Source organism: Ruegeria marina (assembly GCF_900101475.1).
Taxonomy (GTDB): Bacteria; Pseudomonadota; Alphaproteobacteria; order Rhodobacterales; family Rhodobacteraceae; genus Ruegeria_B; species Ruegeria_B marina.
The window spans coordinates 111,158-136,754 of record NZ_FMZV01000002.1 but is presented as its reverse complement, the minus strand read 5'-3'; the positions used below and the strand labels follow the sequence as shown (position 1 = coordinate 136,754).

The 25,597-nt window shown below is 66.9% G+C and carries 23 protein-coding genes and 1 riboswitch; of the genes, 3 read left to right on the top strand and 20 right to left on the bottom strand.

Annotated features, from left to right (window positions below; translation table 11 throughout):
* Nucleotides 1-14: 14 nt before the first annotated feature.
* The 6 genes from mdoH to BLT75_RS03005 all read right to left on the bottom strand — a co-directional run bounded on the left by mdoH (nucleotide 15) and on the right by BLT75_RS03005 (nucleotide 8,964).
* The gene (gene mdoH / locus BLT75_RS03030; protein WP_093027609.1) at nucleotides 15-1,886 is read right to left on the bottom strand and encodes a glucans biosynthesis glucosyltransferase MdoH; all 1,872 of its coding nucleotides are present in this window, start codon (nucleotides 1,884-1,886) and stop codon (nucleotides 15-17) included.
* Entirely contained in the window at nucleotides 1,886-3,385 is a 1,500-nt protein-coding gene (locus BLT75_RS03025; protein WP_093027607.1) for an OpgD/OpgG family glucan biosynthesis protein, read from the bottom strand. The genes mdoH and BLT75_RS03025 overlap by 1 nt, the downstream gene beginning before the upstream one ends.
* Entirely contained in the window at nucleotides 3,382-4,599 is a 1,218-nt protein-coding gene (locus tag BLT75_RS03020) for an OpgC family protein (protein ID WP_093028157.1), read from the bottom strand. The genes BLT75_RS03025 and BLT75_RS03020 overlap by 4 nt, the downstream gene beginning before the upstream one ends.
* A gap of 25 nt (nucleotides 4,600-4,624) precedes the next feature.
* Entirely contained in the window at nucleotides 4,625-5,986 is a 1,362-nt protein-coding gene (locus BLT75_RS03015; protein ID WP_093027605.1) for a tetratricopeptide repeat protein, read from the bottom strand.
* Nucleotides 5,987-6,164: 178 nt separating this feature from the next.
* Entirely contained in the window at nucleotides 6,165-7,358 is a 1,194-nt protein-coding gene (locus BLT75_RS03010) for a CaiB/BaiF CoA transferase family protein (protein ID WP_093028155.1), read from the bottom strand.
* Entirely contained in the window at nucleotides 7,345-8,964 is a 1,620-nt protein-coding gene (locus BLT75_RS03005) for a thiamine pyrophosphate-binding protein (RefSeq protein ID WP_093027603.1), read from the bottom strand. Before BLT75_RS03005 ends, BLT75_RS03010 begins: the two co-directional genes overlap by 14 nt.
* A gap of 307 nt (nucleotides 8,965-9,271) precedes the next feature.
* On the opposite strand from BLT75_RS03005, the gene BLT75_RS03000 reads away from it, so the two are divergent.
* Nucleotides 9,272-10,813: an acetolactate synthase large subunit gene (locus tag BLT75_RS03000; protein WP_093027601.1), complete on the top strand. Its 1,542-nt coding sequence runs from the start codon at nucleotides 9,272-9,274 to the stop codon at nucleotides 10,811-10,813.
* A 112-nt stretch (nucleotides 10,814-10,925) separates the two neighbouring features.
* The gene (locus BLT75_RS02995; RefSeq protein WP_093028153.1) at nucleotides 10,926-11,276 is read left to right on the top strand and encodes a DUF1636 family protein; all 351 of its coding nucleotides are present in this window, start codon (nucleotides 10,926-10,928) and stop codon (nucleotides 11,274-11,276) included.
* A gap of 211 nt (nucleotides 11,277-11,487) precedes the next feature.
* Here BLT75_RS02995 and BLT75_RS02990 read toward each other — a convergent pair whose 3' ends face one another.
* From BLT75_RS02990 to cbiE, 9 genes are all read right to left on the bottom strand, one after another.
* A complete protein-coding gene (locus tag BLT75_RS02990; RefSeq protein ID WP_093027599.1) occupies nucleotides 11,488-11,982 on the bottom strand; it encodes a hypothetical protein in 495 nt (164 codons plus the stop codon).
* Nucleotides 11,983-12,052: 70 nt separating this feature from the next.
* Nucleotides 12,053-12,751, bottom strand: coding sequence for a CbtA family protein (locus BLT75_RS02985; RefSeq protein WP_093027597.1), 699 nt, complete (start codon nucleotides 12,749-12,751; stop codon nucleotides 12,053-12,055).
* Nucleotides 12,752-12,755: 4 nt separating this feature from the next.
* Nucleotides 12,756-12,926, bottom strand: a complete 171-nt coding sequence (locus tag BLT75_RS02980; protein ID WP_093027595.1) for a CbtB domain-containing protein — start codon at nucleotides 12,924-12,926, stop codon at nucleotides 12,756-12,758.
* 35 nt (nucleotides 12,927-12,961) lie between these two features.
* Nucleotides 12,962-13,173, bottom strand: a riboswitch (cobalamin riboswitch).
* 43 nt (nucleotides 13,174-13,216) lie between these two features.
* Nucleotides 13,217-13,960 (bottom strand): precorrin-6A synthase (deacetylating), encoded by a 744-nt coding sequence (cobF, locus tag BLT75_RS02975; RefSeq protein ID WP_093027593.1) that lies wholly within the window; start codon nucleotides 13,958-13,960, stop codon nucleotides 13,217-13,219.
* Nucleotides 13,953-14,681 (bottom strand): uroporphyrinogen-III C-methyltransferase, encoded by a 729-nt coding sequence (cobA, locus tag BLT75_RS02970; RefSeq protein WP_093027591.1) that lies wholly within the window; start codon nucleotides 14,679-14,681, stop codon nucleotides 13,953-13,955. Before cobA ends, cobF begins: the two co-directional genes overlap by 8 nt.
* Nucleotides 14,678-16,003, bottom strand: a complete 1,326-nt coding sequence (locus BLT75_RS02965) for a cobyrinic acid a,c-diamide synthase CobB (RefSeq protein ID WP_425441110.1) — start codon at nucleotides 16,001-16,003, stop codon at nucleotides 14,678-14,680. Before BLT75_RS02965 ends, cobA begins: the two co-directional genes overlap by 4 nt.
* Entirely contained in the window at nucleotides 15,990-16,784 is a 795-nt protein-coding gene (gene cobM / locus BLT75_RS02960; RefSeq protein ID WP_093027588.1) for a precorrin-4 C(11)-methyltransferase, read from the bottom strand. The genes BLT75_RS02965 and cobM overlap by 14 nt, the downstream gene beginning before the upstream one ends.
* On the bottom strand, nucleotides 16,781-17,149 hold the full coding sequence (locus BLT75_RS02955) for a cobalamin biosynthesis protein (RefSeq protein WP_093027586.1): 369 nt from the start codon (nucleotides 17,147-17,149) through the stop codon (nucleotides 16,781-16,783). The genes cobM and BLT75_RS02955 overlap by 4 nt, the downstream gene beginning before the upstream one ends.
* Nucleotides 17,146-18,345, bottom strand: coding sequence for a precorrin-6y C5,15-methyltransferase (decarboxylating) subunit CbiE (gene cbiE / locus BLT75_RS02950; protein ID WP_093027584.1), 1,200 nt, complete (start codon nucleotides 18,343-18,345; stop codon nucleotides 17,146-17,148). Before cbiE ends, BLT75_RS02955 begins: the two co-directional genes overlap by 4 nt.
* Here cbiE and BLT75_RS02945 point away from each other — a divergent pair.
* Nucleotides 18,344-19,096: a cobalt-precorrin-6A reductase gene (locus BLT75_RS02945; protein WP_093027582.1), complete on the top strand. Its 753-nt coding sequence runs from the start codon at nucleotides 18,344-18,346 to the stop codon at nucleotides 19,094-19,096. The two genes, cbiE and BLT75_RS02945, sit on opposite strands and share 2 nt — an antisense overlap.
* Here the strand turns inward: BLT75_RS02945 and cobJ are convergent.
* From cobJ to cobN, 5 genes are read right to left on the bottom strand one after another with little or no spacing between them, the layout of a single operon-like run.
* The gene (cobJ, locus tag BLT75_RS02940; RefSeq protein WP_093027580.1) at nucleotides 19,069-19,821 is read right to left on the bottom strand and encodes a precorrin-3B C(17)-methyltransferase; all 753 of its coding nucleotides are present in this window, start codon (nucleotides 19,819-19,821) and stop codon (nucleotides 19,069-19,071) included. The genes BLT75_RS02945 and cobJ overlap by 28 nt on opposite strands.
* On the bottom strand, nucleotides 19,818-20,546 hold the full coding sequence (locus BLT75_RS02935; RefSeq protein WP_093027578.1) for a precorrin-2 C(20)-methyltransferase: 729 nt from the start codon (nucleotides 20,544-20,546) through the stop codon (nucleotides 19,818-19,820). Before BLT75_RS02935 ends, cobJ begins: the two co-directional genes overlap by 4 nt.
* Nucleotides 20,543-21,172 (bottom strand): precorrin-8X methylmutase, encoded by a 630-nt coding sequence (locus BLT75_RS02930; RefSeq protein ID WP_093027576.1) that lies wholly within the window; start codon nucleotides 21,170-21,172, stop codon nucleotides 20,543-20,545. Before BLT75_RS02930 ends, BLT75_RS02935 begins: the two co-directional genes overlap by 4 nt.
* Nucleotides 21,172-22,299: a cobalamin biosynthesis protein CobG gene (locus tag BLT75_RS02925; protein WP_093027574.1), complete on the bottom strand. Its 1,128-nt coding sequence runs from the start codon at nucleotides 22,297-22,299 to the stop codon at nucleotides 21,172-21,174. The genes BLT75_RS02930 and BLT75_RS02925 overlap by 1 nt, the downstream gene beginning before the upstream one ends.
* Nucleotides 22,296-25,589: a cobaltochelatase subunit CobN gene (cobN, locus tag BLT75_RS02920; RefSeq protein WP_093027572.1), complete on the bottom strand. Its 3,294-nt coding sequence runs from the start codon at nucleotides 25,587-25,589 to the stop codon at nucleotides 22,296-22,298. Before cobN ends, BLT75_RS02925 begins: the two co-directional genes overlap by 4 nt.
* Nucleotides 25,590-25,597: the final 8 nt, after the last annotated feature.

Here is a 25,597-nt window from a genome sequence, read left to right as displayed (position 1 = left end):
GCCCGGCGCCGGCATCATTCGGCCGGATGTGCGGTGGTGCCGCGTTCCAGCAGGGATTTCAGCTCGGTCCGGTAAGATCGCGCGGCGCGGGTGATCGCCGGTTCGCGGTATTCCTCGCGCATCCCGATCAGCCGCCGGGCTGCCCCCGCGGAAACCCCCGACAAGGCCGACAGCGGTACCGCCAGCGCCAGGCTGAGCGCGATGGGCGCCAGCCAGACCGACACCAGCCCCAGCGCGATCCCGGCGCTCAGCGCCAGCCCGCTCACGGTTTCCAGCGCATGGCAGGTGACCAGCGTCGCCAGACCATAGGAGCCGCCGTCGCGGGCCTGTGGCGACCAGCCCTTCTGGATGCCCAGCACCGTGCGGAATACCGCAACCATCTGCTGAACCATCAGGATTGGGGCATAGAGGATCGACAGGATCACCTCGGACAGGAAGGACAGCAGGAAACGCCCCGCGCCGCCGAAATCGGAATAGCGCGCACCGCTCAGCGGCAGGGCCACGATCCCCAGCAGTTTGGGCAGAAGCAGCATGGCGTACATGACGACGATGATCACGACATGGCGGCCTTCGGTCATTTCCGGCCATTGCGGGAACAGCGGGTTCTCGGGGCTGAAATAGTGCAGGACCGAGCCGCCTTCGCCATGGCCGATCAGCGCCCACATCACCAGAAGCGCGAACCAGATCGGCGACATCAGGTACCCGATCGCGCCGTGGAACATGTGAAACCGCGAGATCGAGCGGAAGCCGCGCGCCGTGAGCAGGTTCAGGTGTTGCAGGTTGCCCTGGCACCAGCGGCGGTCGCGCAGCACATGGTCGATCAGGGTGGGCGGAGTCTCTTCATAAGAGCCCCGGATACGCGGCAGGAAACGCACCGACCAGCCGGCCCGGCGCAAGAGGCCCGCCTCGACGAAATCGTGGCTCATGATCAGCTTTTCGCGGCCCGTGATCGACCGCAGTTTCGGCAGGCCCGCGCAATTGGCGAAGGCCGCCGTGCGGATGATCGCGTTATGGCCCCAATAGTTGCCCTCCTGCCCGCACCAGCGGGCCATGCCCTCGGCAAAGGCGGCGCCATAGACGCCATTGGCGAATTGCTGCATCCGGGCAAAGACCGATTGCGCGCCGATGAGTTGCGGAAAGCTCTGGATCAGCCCGGCGGCCGGGTCGCGGGCCAGCGCGTCCGTGAGCCGGGCAATGGCGCGGCCGGTCATCAGGCTGTCGGCATCGAGCACCAGCATCGCGTCCCAGGCCCCACCCCAAGTGCTGACCCAGTCGGCGATGTTGCCGACCTTGCGGTCGGTGTTCTGTTCCCGGCGGCGGTAATAGAGCGCCAGGTCGGGCGCAAGCGTGGTGCGCAGCGCCTCGACGCTGGCCTGTTCCTGTGCCGCGATATCGTCGTCGCGGGTGTCGGACAGGATGAACATGGCGTATTCATGCTGCCCACCGCGCGCCTTGAGTTCCTCGAGCATCGTGCGGGCGTTGCCCAGCACGTACCAGGGGACCTCGTTGTAGACGGGCATCAACAAGGCGACCCGCAGGCGCTGTGCCTTGTGTTCGCGGACGCGCGGCGCCTGCCGGGACAGAGACAGCATGCCCAGCACCACGGTGCTGACCGCAAAGGCGATCCAGAAGAAGTTGAAAGCGATCAGCGCCAGCAGGATGCCTTCGATCACGGATATCCCGCTGTCCGAGAACCAGTCTCCCATGAGCCAGACCAGGCCCAGCGTTGCCGCCATCGCAGGCGAAAACGCCAGTACCCTCCACAGGGCGACCCCCTGTATTTCCCGCTCCTGCGGAGCCTGCACATCGTGAAACCGGGCATTGAAATCCTGTGCCACCATCGGCAGGGGCGCAGGCTCCGGCATGATCCGCAACTCGGGTCTCATCACGCGGTCCACCTGTAAAGCCAGACTTCGGAGGCAGGTTCGTTGTCGCGGCGCAACTCCGCACGCAACTCAACCGGCCCTTCTCCCTCCGGGACAAAGGAAAACGCCAGCCGGGCGCCGCCGGTATCCGGGTTGCGTTGCAGGATCGGCGGCGCAGTCCCGGCATGGGGCGACTGAACCACCGCCTCGAGCGTTTCCAGATCGTCGAACAGCGGGCTGGCCTCGAAGTCGATGACCACCAGCCGGCCCTCGCCAAAGGTGTTTTCCCCCATTGCGGTCCGGATCACCCGGGGCAGCGGCGTGCGATAGGGTTCCTCGCCCCAGGTCAGCCGATAGGCGAGCGAAACCTCGCTGCCCGCCGCATAGGGCTGCGCCGGACGCCAGTAAGCGACGATATTGTCATAGATTTCCTGGTCGGCGGGGATCTCGACCAGTGTCACGGCCCCCTTGCCCCAGTCCCCCATCGGCTTGACCCACAGGCCCGGCCGGCGGTGATAGTTGGCTTCGAGATCGGCGAAATCGGAAAACGCCCGCGCCCGCTGCATCAGCCCGAAGCCGCGCGGGGTCTGGTCGACGAAGGACGACACCTGAAGCGCGCGCGGATTGGCCAGCGGCCGCCAGATCACCTCGCCCGCGCCATTGCGGATCAACAGACCGTTGCTGTCGTGCACGGCGGGGCGGAAATCGTCGAAGCGCATGTGGTTCGACGCGTCGAACAGGAACATCGAGGTCAGCGCGCCCAGCCCTGCATGGGTCAGCTCCTCGCGCGGGAATAGCGTCGCCTCCACCTCCATCACGCAATCCTCACCTGCGGTGATGTCGAACCGGTAGGCACCGGTGACCGAAGGGCTGTCCATCAGCGCATGCACGATCATGTTGCGTTGCCCTGGCGCCGGGCGTTCCAGCCAGAAGCGGATGAATTCGGGGAATTCCTCGCCATCGGGGTCGCCGGTCTTGAGCGCCAGTCCCCGCGCCGACAGGCCGTAATTCTCGTACAGGCCGATGGCGCGGAAGTAACTCGCGCCCTGGAAGACGCAGAACTCGTCGGTTTCGCCGGGGCGGTGCATTTCAGTGCGCAGCCGCAGCCCGGAAAAGCCGAGGTTCTCGTCGGCGGGCAGGGTCGGGACCTCGGGACCCTTGTCGAACATCGAGAGATCGAAACCGACCAGCCGGGACATGCCGTTCTCGACCGAATGGATCTGCACCGCGCGCGGGAAATAGAGACCGGGCGCGAAGAAATCCACGCTGAACGGCGTCTCGGTGCCGGCCCAGAGTCCATGGTCGATCCGGAAGCGGATCGAGCGGTATTGCTCGTAGGTCAGCGCCTTCCAGGCGTCGGGCACATCCGCCCGCATCTGGTAGTCGCGGCTGGCCAGGTCACGGGCCATCGCCTTGACCATCTCGCGGTCGAACGGTTCGGCAGGAGTGGCGGCAAATGCGCCGGGTGCAAGGGCGAGAAGGGAGACCGAAGCCAGGAAGGAACGGCGCGAAAGGGTCATTTCCGAGTTTTCCAGGGATGAGATTTGAACCAGGCGGCGGTGTAGGCGACGCCGGAAATCAGGATGAAGCCAAAGATATTCACGATCAGAACGGGAAGCGGGTCGCGGCCCCAGATGTCGAGAAGCACGCCCAGAAGACGCGCCACGGCCATCGAGAAGACAAAGACCGCCAAGGATTGCTGGCCGACCTTGACGATCACGTTCAGGAGTTGTTGCCAAAGCTGTGCAAATCCGCCGTCACCCGAAGGCAGCAGGTTAACACCCTTGTCACCGGCCAGCACCCAGCCGAGATAGGCCAGCGACAGGAAATGCACATAACGCAACAGGCCGAAATCGGTCTTGTCGCGGATTTCTGCGGTAAGCGGATAGGTTGCGCGGATCTGCTCGGCCACGAAGGGGTTCCAGGCCTCGACCCAGAGGAATACTTTCCAGGCCCCGAAGGGCGCGGACAGCACCACGAACAGAACCGCCGCCCAGACCAGCGTCCTGTTCACCGGCGGGGCGGGGATCCAGCCGCGCATGAAGGCAAAGCCGGTAAAGAACAGCAACTGCCAGCCGAACGGGTTGAAGAACCACTGCCGATCCGACCAGGGCTCGGCGGGCAGGGCGAGTGCGCCTGTCTGCGCCACGGCCCAGATCAGGACCGAGGCCAGCGCCATTGCCCAGAACCCGAGCTGTCTGAGCCCCATCATGAGCGGCATCATCGCCAGAACCACCAGATACATCGGCAGGATGTCGAAGTAGTTGGGAACGTAGGTGAGCGTAAACAAGCCCACGATCTGCGGAATTGGATCGTCGAAGAAATGCTGGAGGTTCAGCGCGTCGACATAGCTCTGTTCGAACAGCGCCGACAGGTCCAGCGCCGCCATGCACATCGCGGTAAAGAAGAACAGGCCGATATGCGCCCAGTAAACCTGCCAGATGCGAAAGACGACGCGCGCGCTGCCCATCGGCCAGCCCTTTTTCAGGAAGGCGCCTCCAAAGGCGATGGCCGAGGCCATGCCGGAACAGAACACGAAGATCTCGGTTGCGTCCGAGAACCCGAACCGCGCGGGAATCCAGTTGGCCCAGGGGTTGTCGCTGATATGCGCAATCAGGATGATGAACATCGCGAGCCCGCGGTAGAAATCGAGCCGCAGGTCGCGCGTGGTAGCGGGGGCCGCGGCGCGTGCCGTGGCCGGTGCAAAATCCGATGCGGGCGAAGTGGTCGCCATGCGTCTTTGGTCCTTCTCAGTCACGTCATTCGGCTGGAACGCTGCGAATGTCGCGTTCTCCACGTCCCGCCTCGATCAAGGCCCGGCGGGCAAGGGCAAAATTGTCTTCGTGTCCACCCCGTTTTGCACGGCGGTCGTCCAGCACGCGTTCCACCGCGTCCAGGCGGCCGGCGCGCAGCCCGGCATCTATGGTGATCCGTTCGAACACGTCGCGCTGGGCATGGCTGCCGCCGGCCAGTTGCATGCTGCCGCGTGCGGCGAGCAAGTGGTCGAAGGCACGTCCATGGTCCCCTTCGCCAAAGGCTTCGAGCCCCAGCGCGGCGTCCAGTCCGGGATTGGCCATGCGACGGGTGATGTCGCATCCGGCCATGTCTGCATCGCGTTTGATCCGCTGCAGCATTCGCGAGGTGGCGTCTTTCCGGGCGTCCCCGGTCAGGGCCAGCAGGTAATGCAGGTCTGCGAAGATCAGGCTTCCGTCTTCGGTGCGCGCGGCACTCAGGTCGGCCAGTTCTTCCCAGCGGCTTCCGACATTTACGCCTTCAAGCTCGAGCCGCGACAGCAGCGAGGTGGCGTTCGAGATATCACGATAGTCGTCTGTCTTTTCCTTGCGAATCGCTGAATCGTAGAGATCAATTACTTGATCAGTCTGGCCTTGGTCCAGATGCATAAGCGCCTTGTGCCACCACACGTGATAGCGAAAGTTGTTACAATGTGCCCAGGCCGCCTCGCGCCCTGCAAGCCATTCCAGGCCCTGTGCGGATTGTCCTTTCATTTCATGGACATGGGCGATGGCATGCAGGCCCCAGGCATCGTCGGACACCATCCACAGCGCCTGCCGGCCGGCGATCTCGGCCTTTTCGTAGGCGCCGGTTTCCTCCAGCGCGAAGGAATGGCAGCCCAAAAGGTAACCGCGACCGGGGTGATCGGGGGCATAAGCGGGCATCACCCGTTCGATCGAGCGGCGCATGCCGGCCGCGTCACCCAGCATGAACCGCGTCGCGTGGCTGAGTTTCATCGCCAGCGAATCCTCCGGATGGTCGCGCAGCACCGCTTCGAACTCCTGTACCGCCAGGCTCGGGCTGCCGCCCAGCCAGTGGCGCAGTGCCTCGATGAAGTGGCGCTCGCGCCTGGTGGCCGGGGTCGCCTTGTCGGCAGCGATCAGCGCGTCAGCGGCCACCGGGACCATCTCGTTCCGGCCCAGAAGCAGCATGAACAGCCCCTTGAGAGCATGTCCCAGTGCAAAATCAGGCTCCAGTTCCAAGACGCGGGCCAGATGCTGCGGGGTGCTGGCCGCATGGGCCATGAACCCCAGAAGCACGCCATTCCAAGCCGCGGCGCTCTCCGCGCGGTGCAGGCTGTTCATCTGGCCGAAAACATCTTCTTTCATACCGGGTCCATTCGTTTGCTAGGGATGGCGCAACGCGCTTGTGCAAACTCTATTTGAGCCCGGTATCAGGATCGACGCCGCTCGCGAATTGGTGATGCAAAGTGTGTGGGAAATGAGGGAAAAGCTGCCGAAACTGCCCTATGTTTCAGCAATTTACCGCCCACGGCACAGTGATGTTTCAGTCCGTGAACGGATCTTCCGCAGATAGCACCCTTTGTGTGTCCGCGCCGAAGCGCGGAGGTGCTTTCCGATAGGTTGCGGGTGTCCGCGACAGTTTGAGGGGATTGCCGATCAGATGCACCGGGCCCGCTTCCGATTGCATATCAATCTGCATCTGACGTGCCGCCACCTGCTCGCTGGCGAACACCTGGTCCAGCGTCTGAACCGGGCCAACCGTCACCTTCTGCGCCTCAAGCCCTGCAATCACCTCGGCGGTGCTGCGCGCCGCCATCGCGGGACGCAGGACGGCGTCCAGCGCCGCTCGATTCTGCAATCGGGCCTGATTGGTGGCAAAGTGTGGGTCCTCGGCAAGATGCGCGAGGTCCAGAAATCCGCAGTAGCGCCGGAACTGGCTGTCGTTGCCCACCGCCAGCACCAAATGCCCGTCCGAGGTCTGGTAGACATCGTAGGGCATGATGTTCGGATGCGCGTTGCCGCGCCGTTCAGGGACCTTGCCGCTGTTGAGGTAGTTTACGCCCTCGTTGATCATCCAGGCGATCTGCGCATCGACCAGCGCGAGTTCGACATGCTGGCCCTCGCCCGTGCGGTCCTTGTGGCGCAGCGCCGCCAGAATGCCGACGGTGGCGTACATGCCGCACATAACATCGGCGATGCCCACACCGACCTTCATCGGTGCGCCCTCGGGCTCGCCGGTCAGCGACATGATGCCACCAAACCCCTGCGCCAGCAGGTCATACCCCGGTTTCGAAGCGTTTGGCCCGGTCTGCCCGAACCCCGAGATCGAACAATATACCAGACCCGGAAACGTCTTCGAAAGGCTGGCATAGTCCAGCCCGTACCTGGCCAGCCCGCCGGGCTTGAAATTCTCGATCAGGATATCCGCATGACCCGCCAGCCGCCGGATCTCGGCCTGCCCCTCGGGCGTGGCGATGTCCAGCGCGACGGAAAGCTTGTTGCGGTTTGCGGCCATGAAATAGGCGCTCAGGTCGGTCTGGTTGCCTTCGGCATCCATCACGTAGGGCGGTCCCCATTGCCGGGTGTCGTCGCCACCCGAGGCCGGGTTCTCGATCTTGATCACGTTTGCGCCCAGGTCGCCCAGCAACTGGGTGCAGGTGGGTCCGGCCAGGATGCGGCTCAGGTCCAGGACGCGGACGCCGCTCAACGGACCTTGCGGGGTCTCAGATACGGCCATCATAGCCTCCACGTTCGATCTCGGCGGCGATCACGGTGAACCGGTCCGCCGTCAGCGCCTGTTCCAGCGCCGCGCGCAATTCTGCCCGGTTGCGCACGGTGTGGCCATGGCCGCCAAAGGCGCGTCCGATGGCGGCAAAGTCGTGATGCCCAAAATCCACACCGCGGTTCGCCATCTGCCGCCCGCGCTGTTTCAGCTCGATCAGGGCAAGGCTGGCATCGACAAAGACGAGGAAGATGGGGTTGCCGCCCAATTCGGCCACGGTCGCCAGTTCGCCCGCCACCATCAGGAAGCCCGCATCGCCCGAGAAGCTGATCACGGGGCGGTCAGGCGCGGCGATCTTCAGACCCACGGCCACCGGCACCGCGCATCCCATGGTACACAGGCCCGAGGACTGGATCAGTCCGCGCGGCTCGGTGCAGGTCCACATCTGACTCAGCAGGATGCGGTGGGCGCCGCTGTCGGCGGTGGCCAGGGTCGCGGGGGGCAGCACCGCGCGCGCCTCGGCGATCACGCCCGCCGGACCCCAGTCGTCATCCATGGGAAAGGCCCGCGCCAGTGCCGCGCGTACCCGCCCGGGCTCGCCTCCGGGCCAGGTCATGCGGGCCGGGTTGCCGCGCGCGATCGCCTCCAGCGTCGCTCCGGTATCGGCCACGATGTTCAGCCCGGCCTGATGCATGTAGTGGTCGTTCGCCACAGCCGCGATGTCGATCACCCGCTTGGCCTGCGGATCCCAGGCCTCGCGCCATCCGGGGCGCATCTCGATCGGGTCATAGCCCAGGCACAGGATCAGGTCGGCGGCCTCGACCAGCGGCAGCAGGTGGCGGTCGGCCAGCGGCGACAGGCCGGCGCCGCCCAGGCACAGAGGGTGATCCTCGGACAGAACCCCCTTGGCCTTGTAGGTGGTGACAAAGGGAATGTTGAAATGTTCGACAAAGGCTTGCAGCACGGATTTGCTGTTGTCCGTCAGCACGTCCAGCCCGATCACCGCCAGCGGGCGCTGTGCCTCGGACACCCAGCGGCGGGCGCGCTCCAGGCTGGTGCCCACGGGCGCCACCGGGGCTGCCGGAGACAGCCGCCTGCGACGGACCTCGTGCACGGGCGCATCGGCCACGCTGATCGGTACGTCGATATGAACCGGCCCGGGGCGGGGCTGGGTGGCCAGCGACACTGCCTTGTCCGCCACGATGTCGGCCCCGTCGGCGGTCAGCCGGAAGCTCCCCTTGGTGATCGGGCGGAACACCTGCGCATGGTCCAGCACCTGATGGGTGTAGGTCAGCGCCTCGTCCTCGTCCACGCAGCCGGTGAGCACGATCATCGGCACCCGGTCCTGAAGCGCGTTGGCCACCACGTTGACGCCGTTCATCGCGCCGGGGCCCAGCGTCGCCACCAGGACTGCGGGCGCCCCGTCGCGATGGTGCACGCCCTCGGCCATGAACCCCGCCGCGTTTTCGTGCTTGGCCAGGTGAAAGGCGATGCCCGCCTTCTCCAGCGCGTCGACCAGGGTCAGAACCTCGCCGCCCGGCATGCCGAAGGCATGGCGGCACCCCGCCTCATGAAGTCGCCGGGCCACCAAGTCGGCAGCGCGGGGAAGGGGGTCGGCCATGTCAGGAACTCCGGTGCGGGTCAGCGTCGCTTGTGGCCGAGATTGCGGAGCGCGCGCCCGGACGCAAGGGGTATCACGTCACTGTGAGGCAATTTCCGCTGCCGTGACCGAGGTAAAAAGCGCATCGAGTCCGGCGGCGGAGACGGGCAGGACAGCGATGGTCAGGCCCATGGCGGTTTCTATCCCTTGCCCGGCCCTTGATGCCAGAAGGTGCGCTCAGGGGCCGGTCAGGTTCGCCTTCCCCGTTTACGGCGCGCCCCCGTGCGCCTAGGCTCGCCGCAAAGCACCAAAGAACGAGGTGACAGAGATGAACGGAGCCGAAAGCCTTGTGCGAACCCTGCTGGCAAGCGGCGTCGATACCTGTTTCACCAATCCCGGAACATCCGAGATGCATTTCGTGGCGGCGCTCGATCAGGTGCCGGGTATGCGCTCGGTGCTGGCGCTGTTCGAAGGGGTCGCGACCGGGGCGGCGGATGGCTACTACCGGATGGCCCGCAAACCGGCGACGACGCTGCTGCACCTGGGGCCGGGCCTCGCCAACGGCATATCGAACCTGCACAACGCCAAGAAGGCCGGGTCTGGCATCGTCAACATCGTGGGCCAGCACGCGGCAAGCCATCTGGCGATCGATGCGCCGTTGACCGCGGATATCGAAGGGCTAGCGCGGCCGGTGTCGCACTGGGTCGAAACCTCGCTCTCGGCCGCGGATGTCGGGCGGGATGCCGCCCGCGCGGTGCAGGCCGCGCGCTGTGCGCCGGGTCAGGTGGCTACGCTGGTCCTGCCGTCGGACACCGCCTGGACGCCGGGTGGGCAAGTGGCGTCTGCCTTGCCGGTACCGGCGCGGGCTCCGGTGGCCTCTGACATGCTGGACCGGGCCGCGGCGGCGCTGTCGGGGCCGGACAGCCTGTTGCTGCTGGGCGGCGAGGCGCTGACCGTGGAAAACCTGGATCGCGCCGGCAGGATTGCCGCCGCCACGGGCTGTGCGCTTTTGTCGGAATGGGCCAATGCCCGGATGGAGCGTGGCGCGGGCCGGGTGCCGGTGGCGCGCGTCCCCTATCCGATCGACGCCGCGCTGGAGACGCTGGCGCGGTTCCGCCGCGTCGTGTTGGTGGGCGCGCGGCCGCCGATCGGGTTCTTCGCCTATCCGGGCAAGCCCGCGGTCCTGACGCACCCCGAGGCCGAGATCATCGCGCTGGCTGACTGGGCCGCCGATCTCGACGGCGCGCTGGCGGCGCTTGAACAGGCGGTGGGCGGTGCGGACGCCGTGCCGGTGCGAGCACAGGCAGGGCCGCCTGCGCGCGTCACTGGCCCCTGTACCCCCGAAACGGTCGCCGCCGCACTGGGCCAGTGCATTCCCGAGGGGGCCATCGTGCTCGACGAATCAGTGACGACGGGCCGCGCCTTTCATGGCGCGACCCTGGGAGCCGCGCCGCACACCTGGATCAACAACTGCGGCGGTTCGATCGGATACAGCCTGGCCGCCGCCATCGGCGCCGCCATTGCCTGCCCGGACCGCAAGGTGTTGACACTGACCGGCGACGGCTCGGCCCTGTACATGCCGCAGGCGCTGTGGACCATGGCGCGCGAGGCGCTCGACATCACCGTGGTGATCTGGGCCAACCGTAGCTACCGCATCCTGCTGGGCGAGTTGTCGGGCGTCGGAGTGATGAACCCCGGCCCGCGGGCGCTGGACATGCTGAGCCTGGAACGCCCCGTCATCGACTGGGTCGCGCAGGCGGGCAGCCTTGGGGTGCCAGCCTGCCGCGTGGACCGGGCGGAAGACTTTGCACTGGCGCTGGGCCGAGGATTCGCGGAGGACGGGCCAAACCTCATCGAGGTCGTTCTGTAGCGGTGCCGGTTCCCGATTGGGATTTCAGAAGGAAGAGCGCTGGATTGCGGTATGGGGGCTTGTCAGCGCAGGCCGCATCCAGCACACCTGCGATGATGAAAAAGAGAGTGTCATGACAGAGATCCGGCTTTCCCTGTGTTCCAGCTGCTTGGGCGAGCGCGATCAGGGAGAGGAGCTGCGGGCAGTGTCGGACGCGCTTTGCCGGGTCGGACTGACCCATTTGGTGGACCTGTCCGAACACGCCTGTTTCGGCGCCTGCGAGGCGCCTGTCGCGATGGCCCTTCAGGGCGCGGGGCGGGCGAGCTACGTGTTCTCGGGTCTGGACCCGGTGACCGATGCGACAGATATCGCGGCGACCTGCCGCGCCTATCTGGACAGCCCCTTGGGCTGGATCGAAGACGCCCGCGTTTGCGGCCGTCTCCGTCTGTGCCTCAGGGCACGCCTGCCGGCCGTGACGGGTTGAACTCAGGTAACGGGACATTCTCCGTCTCGAGAACAGCGGCCACCGGAGCAGGATCCACGACCGAGTTGAACCGATTGAACCCAGGCACTTTCTGAAAGCGAATCGCGACGACGGCCCCCTCTGTCACGGGTGTATTGTTCAGGGCCGCCATGATGTTGCCGTTGGGCGCAGCCGCCGGACCTTGCCGGTCAATGGGTCAAGACCTGCCGGATTATTCGATCTCGACGCTCACTTCCGCCTCGACGGGTCTGCCTTCGACGGTCAGGGCGCCGTGGCTGTTTGTGGTGAGCGAGACTTTGACCTCGACCTGGCCCTTGGGCAATTCGGCGATATGCATCCACTCGCCATAAAGCCGAGCAAGTTTCACGCCGTTCACGTAGACATGGGCGTGACCCTCGCCGGGGTAATCCGTGGCCGAGGCATTTGCCGGCGCAAAGCGGAAATTCGACGGCTCTACATGCAGGTTCCATCCGGCCATTGGATCCTTGAACAGTTGAACCTCAAGCCCGGGCGCATCGGGCCCGGCGGGCAGGTTCACGGCTGTGCCGTGCTGATGGGCGGCAACCTCGTAATGATCGCCACCATGATGGGCCGGGTCGCCGTGGTCGTGTCCGTCGAAGCTGATACCATAGGCGCCCGCCGTGACGAAACCGGCGCCGGCGCCGAACACCAGGCCAATGGCGAACAACGCGAGAGAACGGGACATCGCTGTCTCCTCGTGAAGAATGGAAAAACCCCGCCGGCGGTGCCAGCGGGGCAAAGCGCCGATGAACGGCTCAGGCGTGCGCGTCTGCGCGCTTGCCCTCGGTCTGCCAGAAGTACCCGGCGAAGCATCCCAGCAAGACCCAGGCCGCCATGCCGACGCCAAAGGCGCGGGCTGCGAACAGCGCTCCCAGTTCGGTGGGGACCGGTCCGGTGAAGCTGTCGGGCTCCGGTGCACCGACCAGGTGCGGGGCCAGCAGCAGCACCACCGCCGCGCCATAGGCCAGCAGGTTGCCGCCGAAGGCGATGAGCCACATCGCGACACCGGTTGCCGCCACGGTTGCGGTCCACCAGATCTGGCGCCCGGTGATGTCCGAATAGGCCACGCCCGGCACTTCGGGCGCGAGGCTCAGCCCCGGGGCGAAGTGAAAGGCAATGAAGCCCGCCATGCCCCAGAGCAGGCCGGAACGGGCATTGACCTCGTGGCCCATACGTTCAGCCATCGACATCAGAGCCACCATGACCAGCGCGTAGCCGGTGTAGGTCAGCATGGCAAAGACCAGGGTCAGCCCGTCGCGCATCGGATCGGCAAAGATACCGGGCAGATCTGGATGGGCACTGACAGCCTCAGCTCCGAAATGCACCAGCTCTCCGGTTTCATAGAGTTCAGCGTGCAGCAGAACGGGCTGCACGAATGCGAACTGCAGCAGGGCCGCGATCAGCCCCGCTGCAGCACCAGCGAACAACGCGCTGGTCAGAATGCGACTGAACATGGTCTCAGTGGCAGGGGAAGCCGGTGGCGTGGCGCACGTCATGTGCCGCATCATGCAGCGCGGATGCTTGCACATGGCCTGCCAGGGTCACGATGCCCAGGCCCAGGATCACGGCAAACAGCGCGGGCAGGATGGCCGAACCGGTTGCGGTTGCCTTGAGAATTTTTGTCGTCATTTCTTGTCCTCCTTGCCGCCGCACCCGACGGCCGGTGTTTCGTTTCTCGCCTGGCAGGTCTCCTGGCTTGCGGGTCGTTGCCCCTGTTCGCCTTCCCCCCGGATCGTGCCCGGGAGTGGCCGTTTGAACAAAGGCTCGCCGCTTACAGTCGCGGGGGCGGCTTCGGACTTGACCACCGGGGCGGTCGCACCAAATTCCCTCTTAGCATCCGGATTGCTCCGGCAGGACCAGACCTTTCCATTTAGCCGCGATGCGCCTTTCGGCGCAATCGCCATTTGCGACATATCCGGTCAGATCACGCTCTTTTTCAGCAAATATATGTCCATGATCCATCCGTGGTCTGCCCGGGCGCGCGCGCGGGTCTCGACGATGCGGTCGGCCACTTTCGCCAACGGTCCGGCGATCAGAAGCTGTTCGGCCATGCCCACGTAGGCCCCCCACCAGATGTGGTAACCGGACATATCCAGCGTCTGGAACGAGCATTCGCCGTCCAGCATCACCGCTGCGGTTTCAACGTCCTGCGGCCAGCCCTCCTCGCGAATGCGCCGCCCGGTTGTAACCAGAAACGGCGCACCGATCTCGTTGACCGGGATTGCATGCGCGGCCGTCAGCGCCTGTAGTGCGGTGATGCCGGGGACCACCCGAATCTTCGGTTGCGGCTCCAACAGCGCGGCAATCCTGAGCGAACTGTCATAGAGCGAAGGATCGCCCCAGATCAGCAGCGCAACGCGTGTCGCGCCGGGATGTTCGTCCATCGCCGCCCGCCAGCGCAGCGCAATGGCGTCATGCCATTCATCCACACCTCGCAAATACCCGTCTTCGGCGCGCCGCGCGGGGATGTCGAAATAGGCGATTTGCGGTGCCGTGTCGGTGGCCTCGTCGATGATGCGCTCGCGCAGGCCCGCAAGGTCGGATTTGTCGGCCCCCTTGCGCGGGATCAGGATCAGCTCGGCGGTACGGATCGCGGCGATGCCTTCGCGGGTGATATGGTCGGGATTGCCGGTACCGATCCCGATCAGCAAGAGCTCAGTCATCGGCGAACTCCGCCAGCGGTCCATAAAGGATCAGGGCCGGGGCGGTGCCCACCTCGCCCGCCAGGCGTTCGGCCAGTTCCCCCATGGTGGCGCGGGTCAGCCGCTGGTCGGGGGTCGAAACCGATTCGGCCATCAGCGCCGGGGTGGAACGCGACAGGCCATGCGCTTCCAGCTCGGCCAGCAGCAGCGGAAAGGTGCGCTTTCCCATGAACACCACGGTCGTCGCCTGGGCATCGGCCAGCGCCGGCAGGTTCAGGTCTGCGGGCAATTGCCCGCTCACGTCGTGGCCGGTGACGAATTGCACCCGCCGGGCGGTCAGCCGCCGGGTCAGCGGGATGCCCGCCGCCGCCGCCGCCGCCACCGCCGAGGGGATGCCTGGAATGATCTCGTAGCCGATGCCCGCCGCACGCAGGGCGACAAGCTCTTCCTCCAGCCGTCCGAACAGGCCACCATCGCCCGATTTCAGCCGCACCACTCGCGCGCCCGATTGCGCATATTCCACCAGCAACCGGCTGACATGGTCCTGCTTGGGCGAGGGGCGGCCCGCTCGCTTGCCGACGCCCACCAGGTCGGCGTCGGCCCGCGCATGGCTCAGGATCGGACCGCTCGACAGGTCGTCGAACAGCACCGCATCGGCCCTGGACAGCCGGTCCACCGCCTTCAGCGTCAGCAGCTCGGGATCGCCCGGACCCGAGCCGACAAAGGAAACGAAACCGCTCATGACCCGGCCTCCGCGATGAGATGAAAGAAGGTGCCGGTCACATGGCCGCGCACCGAACCGGTCTGCGGCCCCGGAACGCCCTCGGCGTCGAAGACCTGCGCCAGCGGCGCGTCGGGTTGCTCCAGAATCGAGGAATAGTGGAACTCGTGCCCCCGCAGTGCCGCACCGGCCGCAAAACCCGGTATCGGCGCCAGAAGCTCGGCCCGGCGATAGCCCAGGTTGAACTTGCGCTTTTCATAGGAAGTGACCAGGCCCAGCAGTCCGGCCATCCGGTGCCGGATCCCGTCCTTGTCAACCAGCGCTTCGCCCAGAGCCATGTAACCGCCGCATTCGCCATGCACGGGCCGGGTTTCGGCATGCCGGCGCAGCCCGGACAGAAAGGTTTCCGCTGCGGCAAGCCGACCGGCATGCAACTCCGGGTACCCGCCCGGCAACCATACGAGGTCGGCGCTTGCATCGGGTGCTTCGTCGGCAAGCGGAGAGAAGGGCAGTATCTCGGCACCAGCCGCGCGCCAGCCTTCCAGAAGATGCGGATAGGTGAACGAAAAGGCGGCATCGCGGGCCAACGCGATCCGCTGGGCCGGGGGGCGCGGCAGCGCGGCCGACGATGGCCCCTGAGGGCCTGAGGAGGCCGCAGCCCCCCTGATCGCATCGAGATCGACATGTTCGCGCAGGAACGCCGCATAACCGGCGATCGCGGCTTCCAGATCGGGATGCTCGACTGCCTGGATCAGGCCCAGGTGCCGTTCCGGCAGGGTCAGGTCGCCCCGGCGCGGCAGCACGCCCAGCACCGGCAGACCGGCGCGTTCCATCCCCAGCCGGGTCAGCCGCTCGTGGCGCGGGCTGGCGCAGCGGTTCAGGATCACGCCGGCAAAGGGCAGGTAGGGATTGTACATACGGAACCCCAGCGCCGTTGCCGCCGCCGATTGCGCCTGCCCCCCCACATCCAGCACCAGCACCACCGGCCAGCCCATCCTGAGTGCGGTTTCGGCGCTTGACCCGTGGCCGGTCTCGCCCGGTTTCGCCACCCCGTCGAACAGGCCCATCGACCCCTCGGCGACAACGATATCGGCGCCTGCGGCCTGCGCGGCGACGGCATCCAGCAGGCTCTCGCCCATCGCCCAGGTATCGAGGTTGAACGAGGCCCGCCCCGCCGCCGCCAGGTGAAAGGCGGGGTCGATATAATCGGGCCCGCTCTTGAACGGCTGTACCGTCAGCCCGTCCTCGGCCAGCGCCCGGAGCAGCCCCAGCATGACTGTCGTCTTGCCGGTGCCCGAGGCCGGGGCCGAGATCAGCAGGCCGGGCGGGTTAGTCATCGCCATGGCTCCAGCTCGACCACGGGCTTTCGGCGGTCTGCGGCCGGTAGCGGCGGTCATAGTCCCTGGAATACAGGCAGCTTTCGTCGAAACCCTCGCCCCGCAGCACCGGCCCCACCAGAATCAGCGCCGTGCGCGAGATACTCTCGTCCAGCGCCTCCTTCAGCGTCTCCAGCGTGGCCCGGATGATGCGCTCGTCCGGCCAGCTGGCGCGATAGACCACCGCCACAGGGCAATCGGCGCCGTAATGGGGCACCAGATCGACAATCACCTTGTCCAGGTTGCCGATCGACAGGTGAATGGCCAGCGTCGCACCGGTGCGGGCGAAGTTTTCCAGGCTCTCGCCCTCGGGCATGGACGAGGCGCGCCCGGGCGTCCGCGTCAGCACCACCGACTGGCCCAGCCCGGGCAGGGTCAGCTCGGTCCCCAGCGCGGCGGCGGCGGCAGCGAAAGACGGCACGCCCGGCGTCACACTGACCGGGATGCCCATCTCCTTCAGCCGCCGGATCTGCTCGCCCATGGCCGACCAGACCGAAAGGTCGCCCGAATGCAGCCGCGCCACGTCCTGACCCGCGTTATGCGCGGCCGCGATCTCGGCCATGATCTGGTCCAGGTCCATCGGCGCGGTGTTGATGATTTTCGCACCCTCGGGGCAATGGCTCAGGATCTCCTCGGGCACCAGCGACCCGGCGTAAAGGCAGACCGGGCAGGAGGCGATGATGTCGCGCCCGCGCAGGGTCAGCAGGTCGGCGGCGCCCGGTCCGGCGCCGATGAAATGTACGGTCATGTCTGTCCTCCGATGGCGACCGCGCAGGTGGCAAGCCGGTCGTCCGATATCTGTCTGGGGCACAAGAGTCGGCCGCCGGGTCCGGCCGCGGCCAGCGCCGATGCCTCGGCGACGCTGCCGGTGCCATAGGCGGCGCGGCTTTGCAACGAACATGTCAGGGTCCGCTGCCCGGCCAGGTCGGCCGGGGGGACCAGTTGCACGGGCAACCCGCGCGCGGCGGCGAATGCGGCCAGCGCCGGGTGCCCGTCCTTGTCGGCGACGGTCGCAATCGCCGCCACCGCATGCCCCCGGGCCGCGCGCTCGAACGCGTCAGTCAGACTGACGAGGGTTGCCGCCGATGCGAATCCCAGTCCCGCGACGATCATAGCGTGACGCTCCACTGGACCACCGGATAGGCCGATTTCCAGCCCCGGCGCGGCCCCAGCGGCGCCGCCTGCGCCAGTTCGATCCGGAGCAATTCACCGCCCTTTTCCGCCTGCCATTGCGCCAGCAGCGCTTCGCTTTCCAGCGTCACCGCATTGGCCACCAGCCGCTTCCCGGCGGGCAGTTGCGCAAAGAGCCATTCCAGCAACGCCGCGCTCAGCCCGCCACCGATGAACACGGCATCGGGCAGGTCCAGGCTGCCCAGCACCTCGGGGGCGCTGCCTTCGATCACCGTCAGCCGGTCCTGGCCCAGAGCGTCGGCATTGGCGCGGATGCGCGCGGCGCGGTCGGCGCGGGGTTCGACCGTGGTCGCGCTCAGAGTCGGATCGCACATCAGCCATTCGATGCCGATCGAGCCGCTGCCGCCGCCGATATCCCACAGATGCTCGCCCCGCTGGGGGGCCAGCGCCGACAGGGTCAGCGCCCGCACCGGGCGCTTGGTGATCTGCCCGTCGGTGTCAAAGATCGCATCCGGCCGGCCTGCGGCCTTCGAAATCGCAGGCCCGCCGCCCGCGACCTGGACCCCGGCGCAAACCGGGTGGGCGAACTTGCCTGCCATTGCCTCGGGCAGCGTCATGGACCGAACCCGTTCGCGCGGCCCGCCGAGCGCTTCCATCACGTGCAGGATACTGTCCTCGAAACCCGTCGCGTCCAGATATGTCGTCAGGTCCGCCACCGCCGCCCCGTCGCGCAGCAACACCAGCGCCCGCAGGCCGGGTGCCAGATGCGGGCGCAGCCGGGTCAGCGGCGCGGCATGCAGGCCCAGCGTCAGCGTGCTTTCCAGCGGCCAGCCCAGCCGCGCCGCCGCCAGCGAGAAGGTCGAGACCCCCGGCAGTGCCGTCCACTCTCCCGCCTCGAAATGCCGGGCGATGACCGACCCGGCGCCGAACCAGAACGGATCGCCCGAGGCCAGCACCGCCACGCGGCGCCCTCGCATCCCGGCCAGAACCTCCAGCCCGTCGGCATAGGGGACCGGCCAGGCGATCCGCTCTTGCCGCCCTTCCGGCACCAGCGAGAGATGTCGGGGCGGCGCCATGATCACCTCGGCCGCATCCAGCACTTGACGGCTTGCCGGCGGCAGGCCATCCAGTCCATCCTCGCCCAACCCGATCACGGTCAGCCACGGAGCGTCAGCCATGTCACACCTCCTGATCCTTGGCGGCACGACCGAGGCCAATGCGCTGGCCCGTGCGGTGGCCGAGGCGGGTCTGAACGCGACCTATTCCTATGCCGGACGGGTGGAGGATCCGCGCGCCCAGCCAATCCCGACCCGTGTCGGCGGTTTTGGCGGCATTCTTGGTCTGGCGGATTACATCCGTGCGAACAATGTCACGCATGTCATTGATGCAACGCATCCTTTTGCCGCGCAGATGAGCGCCAACGCCTGCGCCGCCTGTGCGCGGACCGGCACGCCGCTGGCCGCGCTGACGCGGCCGGCATGGGTGGCCGGTTCCGGCGACGACTGGCGACATGTTCCCGACATCGCCGGAGCCGTGGCCGCGCTGGACGGCCCGCCGCAGCGGGTCTTCCTGGCCGTGGGGCGAATGCATCTTCAGGACTTCGCTGCGCAACCGCAGCACGACTATCTGCTGCGCCTCGTCGATGCGCCCGCCGGCCCGTTGCCCCTGCCGAAGGCCGAAGTTGTCGTGTCGCGCGGCCCTTTCACAAGAGAGGGCGACAAGGCATTGATGGAAATACACAAAACGCAACTGGTAGTCAGCAAGAACGCGGGCGGCACCGGGGCGCGCGCCAAGCTTGACGCAGCGCGCGATCTCGGCCTTCCGGTGCTGATGATCGACCGCCCGGTCCTTCCGTCCCGGACGGAGCTTCACGATACCGGCGATGTGATTCGCTGGTTGGCTCATTCCGGCGTGAACCTCGGCGTGTAGACGATTGGTTTTCCGCCTCTTTCGATGAGTCGTGTGAGCGACGATCCGACCAGTACCACGGTCTGCATGTCGGCCATCTCCGGCGTCGCCTCGGACAGGCGTGCGATGCGGATCGCCTCGTCGGGGCGCGAGACCGCGCGGGCAAACAGGATCAGCCGTTCGGGCTCGCATTCCTCGCGCAGGATTGTCAGCGTCTTTTCAAACCCTTCCGGCCGAGATTTCGAGCGCGGATTGTAAAACGCCATGGCGAAATCCGCCTGTGCGGCCAGCCGCAAGCGCCGTTCGATCAAGCCCCAGGGCTTCAGGTTGTCGCTCAGGTTGATGCAGCAGAAATCATGGCCCAGTGGCGCGCCCGCCCGCGCGGCGGCGGCCAGCATCGCGGTGATCCCCGGCAGCACCTCGATATCCAGGTCGCGCCAGGCGCGCGGACCGGCCTCGACCGCCTCGAACACCGCCGAGGCCATGGCAAACACACCGGGATCGCCGGAGGACACCACCACCACCCGGCGTCCGTCGGCGGCCATGTCCAGCGCATGGCGCGAGCGGTCCAGTTCCACCCGGTTGTCGCTGGCGTGCAGGGTCAGGCCGGGCCGTTCCGCCACCCGCGCCACATAGGGGATATAGCCCACCACGTCGGTCGCCTCGGCCAGGGCTGCGGTGACTTCGGGCGTCACCAGCGCCTCCGCGCCGGGGCCAAGGCCCACGATCCTGATCCAGCCGCTCATGGCCGCCGCCCCTGGCCATGCACCAGTATGATCGAGAAATACGGGGTCACGTCCGAATCGTTCTCGCTCAGCTTCGAGACCCGCTGGTTCGGCATCTGCGCATATTCGACGATCCAGGCCCGGTCATACAGGCCCGCCGTCTTCAGCGCCCGCACCACCTTGTCGAAATTGCGCCCCAGTTTCATCACCACCAGCGCATCGGTATCGGCCATGCGGCGGGCCAGCACGTCCTCTGGCAGGGTGCCGGTCAGCACGGTCAGGATATCGTCGCCCCAGGTGATCGGATCGCCGGTGGCCGACCAGGCCCCCGACATGCCGGTGATCGCGGGCACTACCTCGACCGGGGCCAGTCCGCGCAGGCGGGTATAGAGATGCATGAACGAACCGTAGAAGAACGGGTCGCCCTCGCATAGGACAACGACATCCTCGCCGGCCTCGGACAGGCTTCGCAGATGCGCGGCGGCGGCCTCGTAGAATTCGGCCAACAGGGCATTGTATTGGGGATCGGTCACCGGGATCTCGGTCGTTACCGGGTATTCCATCGGAAATTCGACCGCGCCCTCGGGGATCATCCCGTTGACGATCTTGCGCGCCTGACCGCTGCGGCCGGGCTTGCGGAAATAGGCCACATGGCGCGCGCCGCGGAGAAGGCGGTCGGCCTTGACGCTCATCAGGTCGGGGTCGCCGGGTCCAAGGCCCAGCCCGTATATGGTACCCATGCTCATTCCGCCCGGCTCGCGATGGCGTTGATCGCAGCCACGGTGATGGCGCTGCCGCCCAGCCGGCCCTTGACGATGCAGCAGGGGACCGGCTGCGCCGCCCACAACGCATCCTTCGACTCGACCGCGCCGACAAAGCCCACCGGGCAACCGATGATCGCGGCGGGGCGCGGGCAGTCGGGGTCTTCGAGCATGTTCAACAGGTGGAACAGCGCGGTGGGCGCATTGCCAATCGCCACCACCGCACCCGCCAGATGCGGCCGCCACAGTTCCAGCGCCGCGGCGGACCGGGTATTGCCCATCTCGGCGGCCAGCGGGCGCACCCGCTCGTCATGCAGGGTGCAGATCACCGCGTTGTCGGCAGGAAGGCGGAACCGGGTCACGCCCTCGCTGACCATGCGGGCATCGCAGAGGATCGGTGCGCCAGCTTCCAGAGCACCCCGCGCGGCGGTGACAAAACCGGGCGAGAAATGCACGAATTCCTCCAGCCCGACCATGCCGGCGGCGTGGATCATCCGCACCGCGACCTGTTCCTCGTCCGCGTCGAACCGGGCCAGATCGGCCTCGGCCCGGATGGTGGCAAAGGATTGCTTGTAGATCGCCGCGCCATCGGTTTCGTATTCATAGGGCATCAGGTCAGGTCCATCGTCTTCAGTGTTTCGGGTGTCAGGCCGCGCTGGCAGGGCTCATCCCCCGCGCGGCCTCGTCTTACAAGGTCAAAACGCCCTTCGCGCCCGATCAGCGTGATATCGGCGGGCCCCATCCGGGCACAGCCCTTGGCGCAGCCCGAGACATGCAGGCTGCCGCTGACACGCCCGGCCAGCGCGCGGGCAAGATCACGGGTTTCGGCCTGCGCCTGCGGACAATAGGGGGCGCCGGGGCAGGCATCGGTGGTCAAGAGTGGATCGCCGGTTTGGGAAACAAATTCGGGGGCAGGGATGGCTTGCGCGCCTTCCAGCAGAATCAAACGCCAAGGGGTGACGCGCAGGCCGATTGCGCCGCTGTCGCGGAGCAGGGTGGCGAGCGCCCGCGCGGGCAGTTGGCCAAAGGCCGCGCCATAGAGCGGGCCAAGCGGGGTATCGCCGGGCCCCAGCGGTTCATCAACCGGTCCAGGCTCGGCTCCTTGCCAGTCGGCAGGCAGCGGTTCGGCCTGCACCAGTCGCGCCATGCGGCGGGTGTCCGGTGTAAAACGGTCGGCGAACCAGCGCGCCAGTTGGATCAGGCGGTCGATCGCCTCGCCCTCGGTCACTTCGCGCCCCGTGGCCATGCCATCGGCGCGCAGGATCAGGCTATCCGTGCCGCGCTCCAGTCGGATATCTGCCGAATCCGCGGTCAGCAGGCGGCCCGCCCCGGTGTCGATGGCAAAGCCGAACTTCGCGGGCAATGCGGGCAGTTCCCCCAATCGCGCGGTCAACTCGCACCCCAGTCGGGCGGTCAATTCCCCTTCGCGGTAAAGCGGCGAAAACAGGATATTACGGCGTACCTCGATCCCCGGTTCGGCATCCAGGAAGTCGAGCGCCGCCAGCTCTGCCAACAGCGGCTGATGGTTCCCTTCGGACACCCCGCGCAGTTGCAGATTGGCACGGTTGGTCAGGTCGATGGTGCCATTGCCGAAGCGCTCGGCCAGCGTGCAAAGGCCCAGCGCCTGCGCCGTGCGCATCCGGGCCAGGCGCGGACGCACCCGCACCACCAGCCCGTCGCCCGACATCATCGGGCGATGGGCGCCGGGGCACCAGCCCTGGACGATGGGTACGCTCATGTCAGCCCCTCCAGATCGGCCCGGATCGAATTGCGCCGGGTCTGCCACAGCCCCGCCTCGTAAAGCGCGCGGAACCGGTCCAGCATGGCCTGATAGGCTTGCGGGTTGGCCTCTTGCAGGAACGCCGCGACCTGCGCGTCGCCCAGTGTGGCATCGTGATACAGATCGAAGAGATGCGGCGCCACGCTGTCCGCCAGATGCGCGAACGAGGCCATGTGATCGAGCGTGGCCGCGATCTCGGCCGCCCCCCGGAAACCATGTCGCATCATGCCCGCGATCCAGCCGGGATGGGCGGCGCGGGCGCGCACCACGCGGGCGATCTCCTCGGGCAGGGTGCGGGCGCGCGGCGTGTCGGGATTGGTGTTGTCGAGGTGATAGAGTTGCGCCTTGCCCCCCGTCACCCGCTTGGCGGCAGCGAACCCGGCCTCGTGCGTGGCGTAATCAGCGGCCAAGAGCAGGTCGGTCTCGGCCAGGTCCTGCAAATGCACGAACCCGTCTGCCTTGGCGACCCGGTCGCGGATGCCCTCGGCATCGCGGGCAATATGCTCGCCTTCCAGCGCAAAGGAACTTGCGGCGAGCCATGCCTCGCCCGCCTCGTGCCGGGCCTCGTCGGTATAGGTCTCGGGCAGGTGCCCCATGCCCAGCCCGTAACTCCCCGGCGCGGGGCCATAGACCCGCGCGGCGGGCGCGTGCCCGGCATAGGGGTTCCAGTCGGGCGCCTCGTCACGCGCGCTGAGCGCGCGCACCGCCTGACCGAACAGCGCCGAGAGCGTCGGGAACACATCCCGGAACAGGCCCGAGACGCGCAGGGTCACGTCGAGCCGTGGCCGGTCCAGATCGGTGATCGGCAATACCTCGATCCCCGAGACCCGCTCGGACCCCTGATCCCAGACCGGTTTTACCCCCAACAGATGCAGCGCCATGGCGAATTCCTCGCCCGCCGTGCGCATGGTGGCCGAGCCCCAGAGATCGACGATCAGCCCCTTGGGGTAATCGCCCTCTTCCTGCAAATGCCGGCGCACCAGTTCCTCGGCCAGTTTCACGCCCTGGGCATAGGCCGCGCGGGTCGGGACCGACCGGGGATCGGTGGTGTAAAGGTTGCGCCCGGTCGGCAGCACATCGGTCCGTCCCCGGTAGGGCGAGCCCGAGGGTCCTGCAGCGATCCGCTTGCCCGCCAGCGCATCCAGCAGCGCCTGACGTTCGCCCCGGGCCGAGGCGGCGGAGTCAAAGGGGCCGGTGACCTCGGGCGTCCGCCCATAGACATGCAGCCCGTCTCCATACTGGCTTTCCTTGACGTCGCAGACAAAGCGGTCGATCCGGGTGATCGCCTCGGCGGTCGAGGTGGCGCGGTCAAGGCCCAGATCGTCCTCCAGCCCCAGCGCCTGCGCCTCGGCCCGGATATCGCCCTGCAATCGGTCGCGGCGCTTGGGGTCCAGCCCGTCTGCATTGGAAAACTCGTCCAGCAGCGCTTCCAGCCGCACCATCCGGTCTGGCGTGCCGCTGACGCGCAGGGCCGGGGGGATATGGCCCAATGTCACCGCGCCGATGCGCCGCTTGGCCTGTGCCGCCTCGCCCGGATCGTTGACGATAAAGGGATAGATCACCGGCAGATCGCCGATCAGCACCTCGGGCCAGCATTCCCCCGACAGCGCCACCGCCTTACCCGGCAGCCATTCCAGCGTGCCATGCGCGCCGATATGGATCAGCGCATCGGCCCGCAACGCCTGTCGCAGCCAGAGGTAGAAGGCCACATAGCCATGGCGCGGGGTTCGGCTGAGGTCGTGGTAATCGTCGTCGCGAGCCTCCGGCGTGCCCCGTTCCGGTTGCAAGGCGATCAGCGCCTTGCCGCGCCGGATTGCGCGAAACTGCAAGCCGCCTTGTGAAAACGCCGGATCATCCTCGGGTTCGCCCCATGCGTCTTGCAAATTCTGGCGTAATTGTGGCGGGATCTGGGCGAGGGCTTTGTGATATTCACCGATTGGCCAAGAAATTGCCGCATTTTGCAATTCGTCAATGACGGGCTTCCCTGAGGTGATGTCATAGCCCTCATCCCGCAAATCGCTCAGGATCGCCTCGGCCGAGGCCAGCGCGTCCAGACCCACCGCATGGGCCATCTGCCAGTCCTTGCCGGGATAGGTCGACAGGACCATCGCCAGCACCCGTTCCGACGCCGGCTTTGCGGCCAGCCGCAGCCAGCCCGCCACCCGGTTGACCACCGCCTCGATCCGGTCAGGCTCGGGCCGGTGGGCGAAACGGGAGTATTCCAACTCCGGGTCGCGCTTGCCCGGCTCCTTGAACGAGATCAGGCCTGCGTCGATGCGCCCATCGACCTCGGGCAACACCACATGCATGGCCAGATCGGCGGGTGACAGCCCGCGCTCGGCCTCGGCCCATGCCTTGCGGCGCGATGTGGCCAGCGCCACCTGGAACACGGGCACGTCACCTGCATCAAGCGGCGAGGCGCCACTGGCGCCCTTGCCGGAGAACGAGGTGGCATTGACGATGGCCGCCGGGGCCAGCCCCGGCATCTGCCCCGCGATCCATTCGGCGGCGGCAGGTGCCTTCAGCGAAGGCGCGAACATCCCCACCGCCTGGAACCCACGCGCCCGAAAGGCGCGGATCAGCGCCCCGATCGGCGCGGTATCGGCCGAGGTCAGATAGGCCCGGTATAAGGTCACCAGAATGCGCGGGCCGTCGCCCTCGAATGCGGTCTCGGGCGCGATCACGCCGCGCTCGGGGCACCAGAACCCGCATTCGGGCAACACCTTTGACCCGATCACCGGCCCGGCATAAAGCCCGGTCGCCAGCGCCATCTGCGCCAGCGCCGCCTGCGCGGCCACCTCGCCGCCGGTATCGCACAGGTGTTGCAGCCGCCGCAGGGTGGACACCGGCAGGGTGGAATAGGCATCGAGCCGCGTGTCCTCGCGCCCGTCCGCCGGCAGCACCGCCAACGCCAACCCCTTTTCCTGCGCCAGCGCCAGCACCTGTTGCAGCCCATAGGCCCAATAGGGCACGCCGCCGATCAGCCGGATCAGAATTCCCTTTGCCCCCGACAACGTGTTTTCAACGTAAGTATCGACGGACAAGGGATGTTTCAGCGCCGCCAGATTGGCCAGGCGTAGGGTGGGCATCCTGCCCATCGCTCCGCCACCGCGATGCCAGCCCGCCGCAAAAGCCCCCAGGTCGCTGTCCGAAAAGGACAGGACCACCAGATCGGCCGGGCTCTGGCCCAGGTCGGTCGGGGTCTCGGTCTCTTCCAGCCCGTGGCTTTCGCGGAAAACGACATGCATGGCGGGTG

What these genes read in the sequence shown, in the direction of transcription:
- BLT75_RS03000 (WP_093027601.1), top strand. Translation starts at nt 9,272, where the DNA reads ATGAACGGAGCCGAAAGCCTTGTGCGAACCCTGCTGGCAAGCGGCGTC.
- BLT75_RS03020 (WP_093028157.1), bottom strand. Translation starts at nt 4,599, where the DNA reads ATGGCGACCACTTCGCCCGCATCGGATTTTGCACCGGCCACGGCACGC.
- BLT75_RS03025 (WP_093027607.1), bottom strand. Translation starts at nt 3,385, where the DNA reads ATGACCCTTTCGCGCCGTTCCTTCCTGGCTTCGGTCTCCCTTCTCGCC.
- cobA (WP_093027591.1), bottom strand. Translation starts at nt 14,681, where the DNA reads ATGAGCGGTTTCGTTTCCTTTGTCGGCTCGGGTCCGGGCGATCCCGAG.
- BLT75_RS03015 (WP_093027605.1), bottom strand. Translation starts at nt 5,986, where the DNA reads ATGAAAGAAGATGTTTTCGGCCAGATGAACAGCCTGCACCGCGCGGAG.
- BLT75_RS02945 (WP_093027582.1), top strand. Translation starts at nt 18,344, where the DNA reads ATGTCACACCTCCTGATCCTTGGCGGCACGACCGAGGCCAATGCGCTG.
- cobF (WP_093027593.1), bottom strand. Translation starts at nt 13,960, where the DNA reads ATGACTGAGCTCTTGCTGATCGGGATCGGTACCGGCAATCCCGACCAT.
- cbiE (WP_093027584.1), bottom strand. Translation starts at nt 18,345, where the DNA reads ATGGCTGACGCTCCGTGGCTGACCGTGATCGGGTTGGGCGAGGATGGA.
- BLT75_RS02930 (WP_093027576.1), bottom strand. Translation starts at nt 21,172, where the DNA reads ATGCCCTATGAATACGAAACCGATGGCGCGGCGATCTACAAGCAATCC.
- BLT75_RS03005 (WP_093027603.1), bottom strand. Translation starts at nt 8,964, where the DNA reads ATGGCCGACCCCCTTCCCCGCGCTGCCGACTTGGTGGCCCGGCGACTT.
- BLT75_RS02935 (WP_093027578.1), bottom strand. Translation starts at nt 20,546, where the DNA reads ATGAGCATGGGTACCATATACGGGCTGGGCCTTGGACCCGGCGACCCC.
- cobJ (WP_093027580.1), bottom strand. Translation starts at nt 19,821, where the DNA reads ATGAGCGGCTGGATCAGGATCGTGGGCCTTGGCCCCGGCGCGGAGGCG.
- cobN (WP_093027572.1), bottom strand. Translation starts at nt 25,589, where the DNA reads ATGCATGTCGTTTTCCGCGAAAGCCACGGGCTGGAAGAGACCGAGACC.
- BLT75_RS02980 (WP_093027595.1), bottom strand. Translation starts at nt 12,926, where the DNA reads ATGACGACAAAAATTCTCAAGGCAACCGCAACCGGTTCGGCCATCCTG.
- BLT75_RS02995 (WP_093028153.1), top strand. Translation starts at nt 10,926, where the DNA reads ATGACAGAGATCCGGCTTTCCCTGTGTTCCAGCTGCTTGGGCGAGCGC.
- BLT75_RS02955 (WP_093027586.1), bottom strand. Translation starts at nt 17,149, where the DNA reads ATGATCGTCGCGGGACTGGGATTCGCATCGGCGGCAACCCTCGTCAGT.
- mdoH (WP_093027609.1), bottom strand. Translation starts at nt 1,886, where the DNA reads ATGAGACCCGAGTTGCGGATCATGCCGGAGCCTGCGCCCCTGCCGATG.
- BLT75_RS03010 (WP_093028155.1), bottom strand. Translation starts at nt 7,358, where the DNA reads ATGGCCGTATCTGAGACCCCGCAAGGTCCGTTGAGCGGCGTCCGCGTC.
- cobM (WP_093027588.1), bottom strand. Translation starts at nt 16,784, where the DNA reads ATGACCGTACATTTCATCGGCGCCGGACCGGGCGCCGCCGACCTGCTG.
- BLT75_RS02985 (WP_093027597.1), bottom strand. Translation starts at nt 12,751, where the DNA reads ATGTTCAGTCGCATTCTGACCAGCGCGTTGTTCGCTGGTGCTGCAGCG.
- BLT75_RS02990 (WP_093027599.1), bottom strand. Translation starts at nt 11,982, where the DNA reads ATGTCCCGTTCTCTCGCGTTGTTCGCCATTGGCCTGGTGTTCGGCGCC.
- BLT75_RS02925 (WP_093027574.1), bottom strand. Translation starts at nt 22,299, where the DNA reads ATGAGCGTACCCATCGTCCAGGGCTGGTGCCCCGGCGCCCATCGCCCG.
- BLT75_RS02965 (WP_425441110.1), bottom strand. Translation starts at nt 16,003, where the DNA reads ATGGCGATGACTAACCCGCCCGGCCTGCTGATCTCGGCCCCGGCCTCG.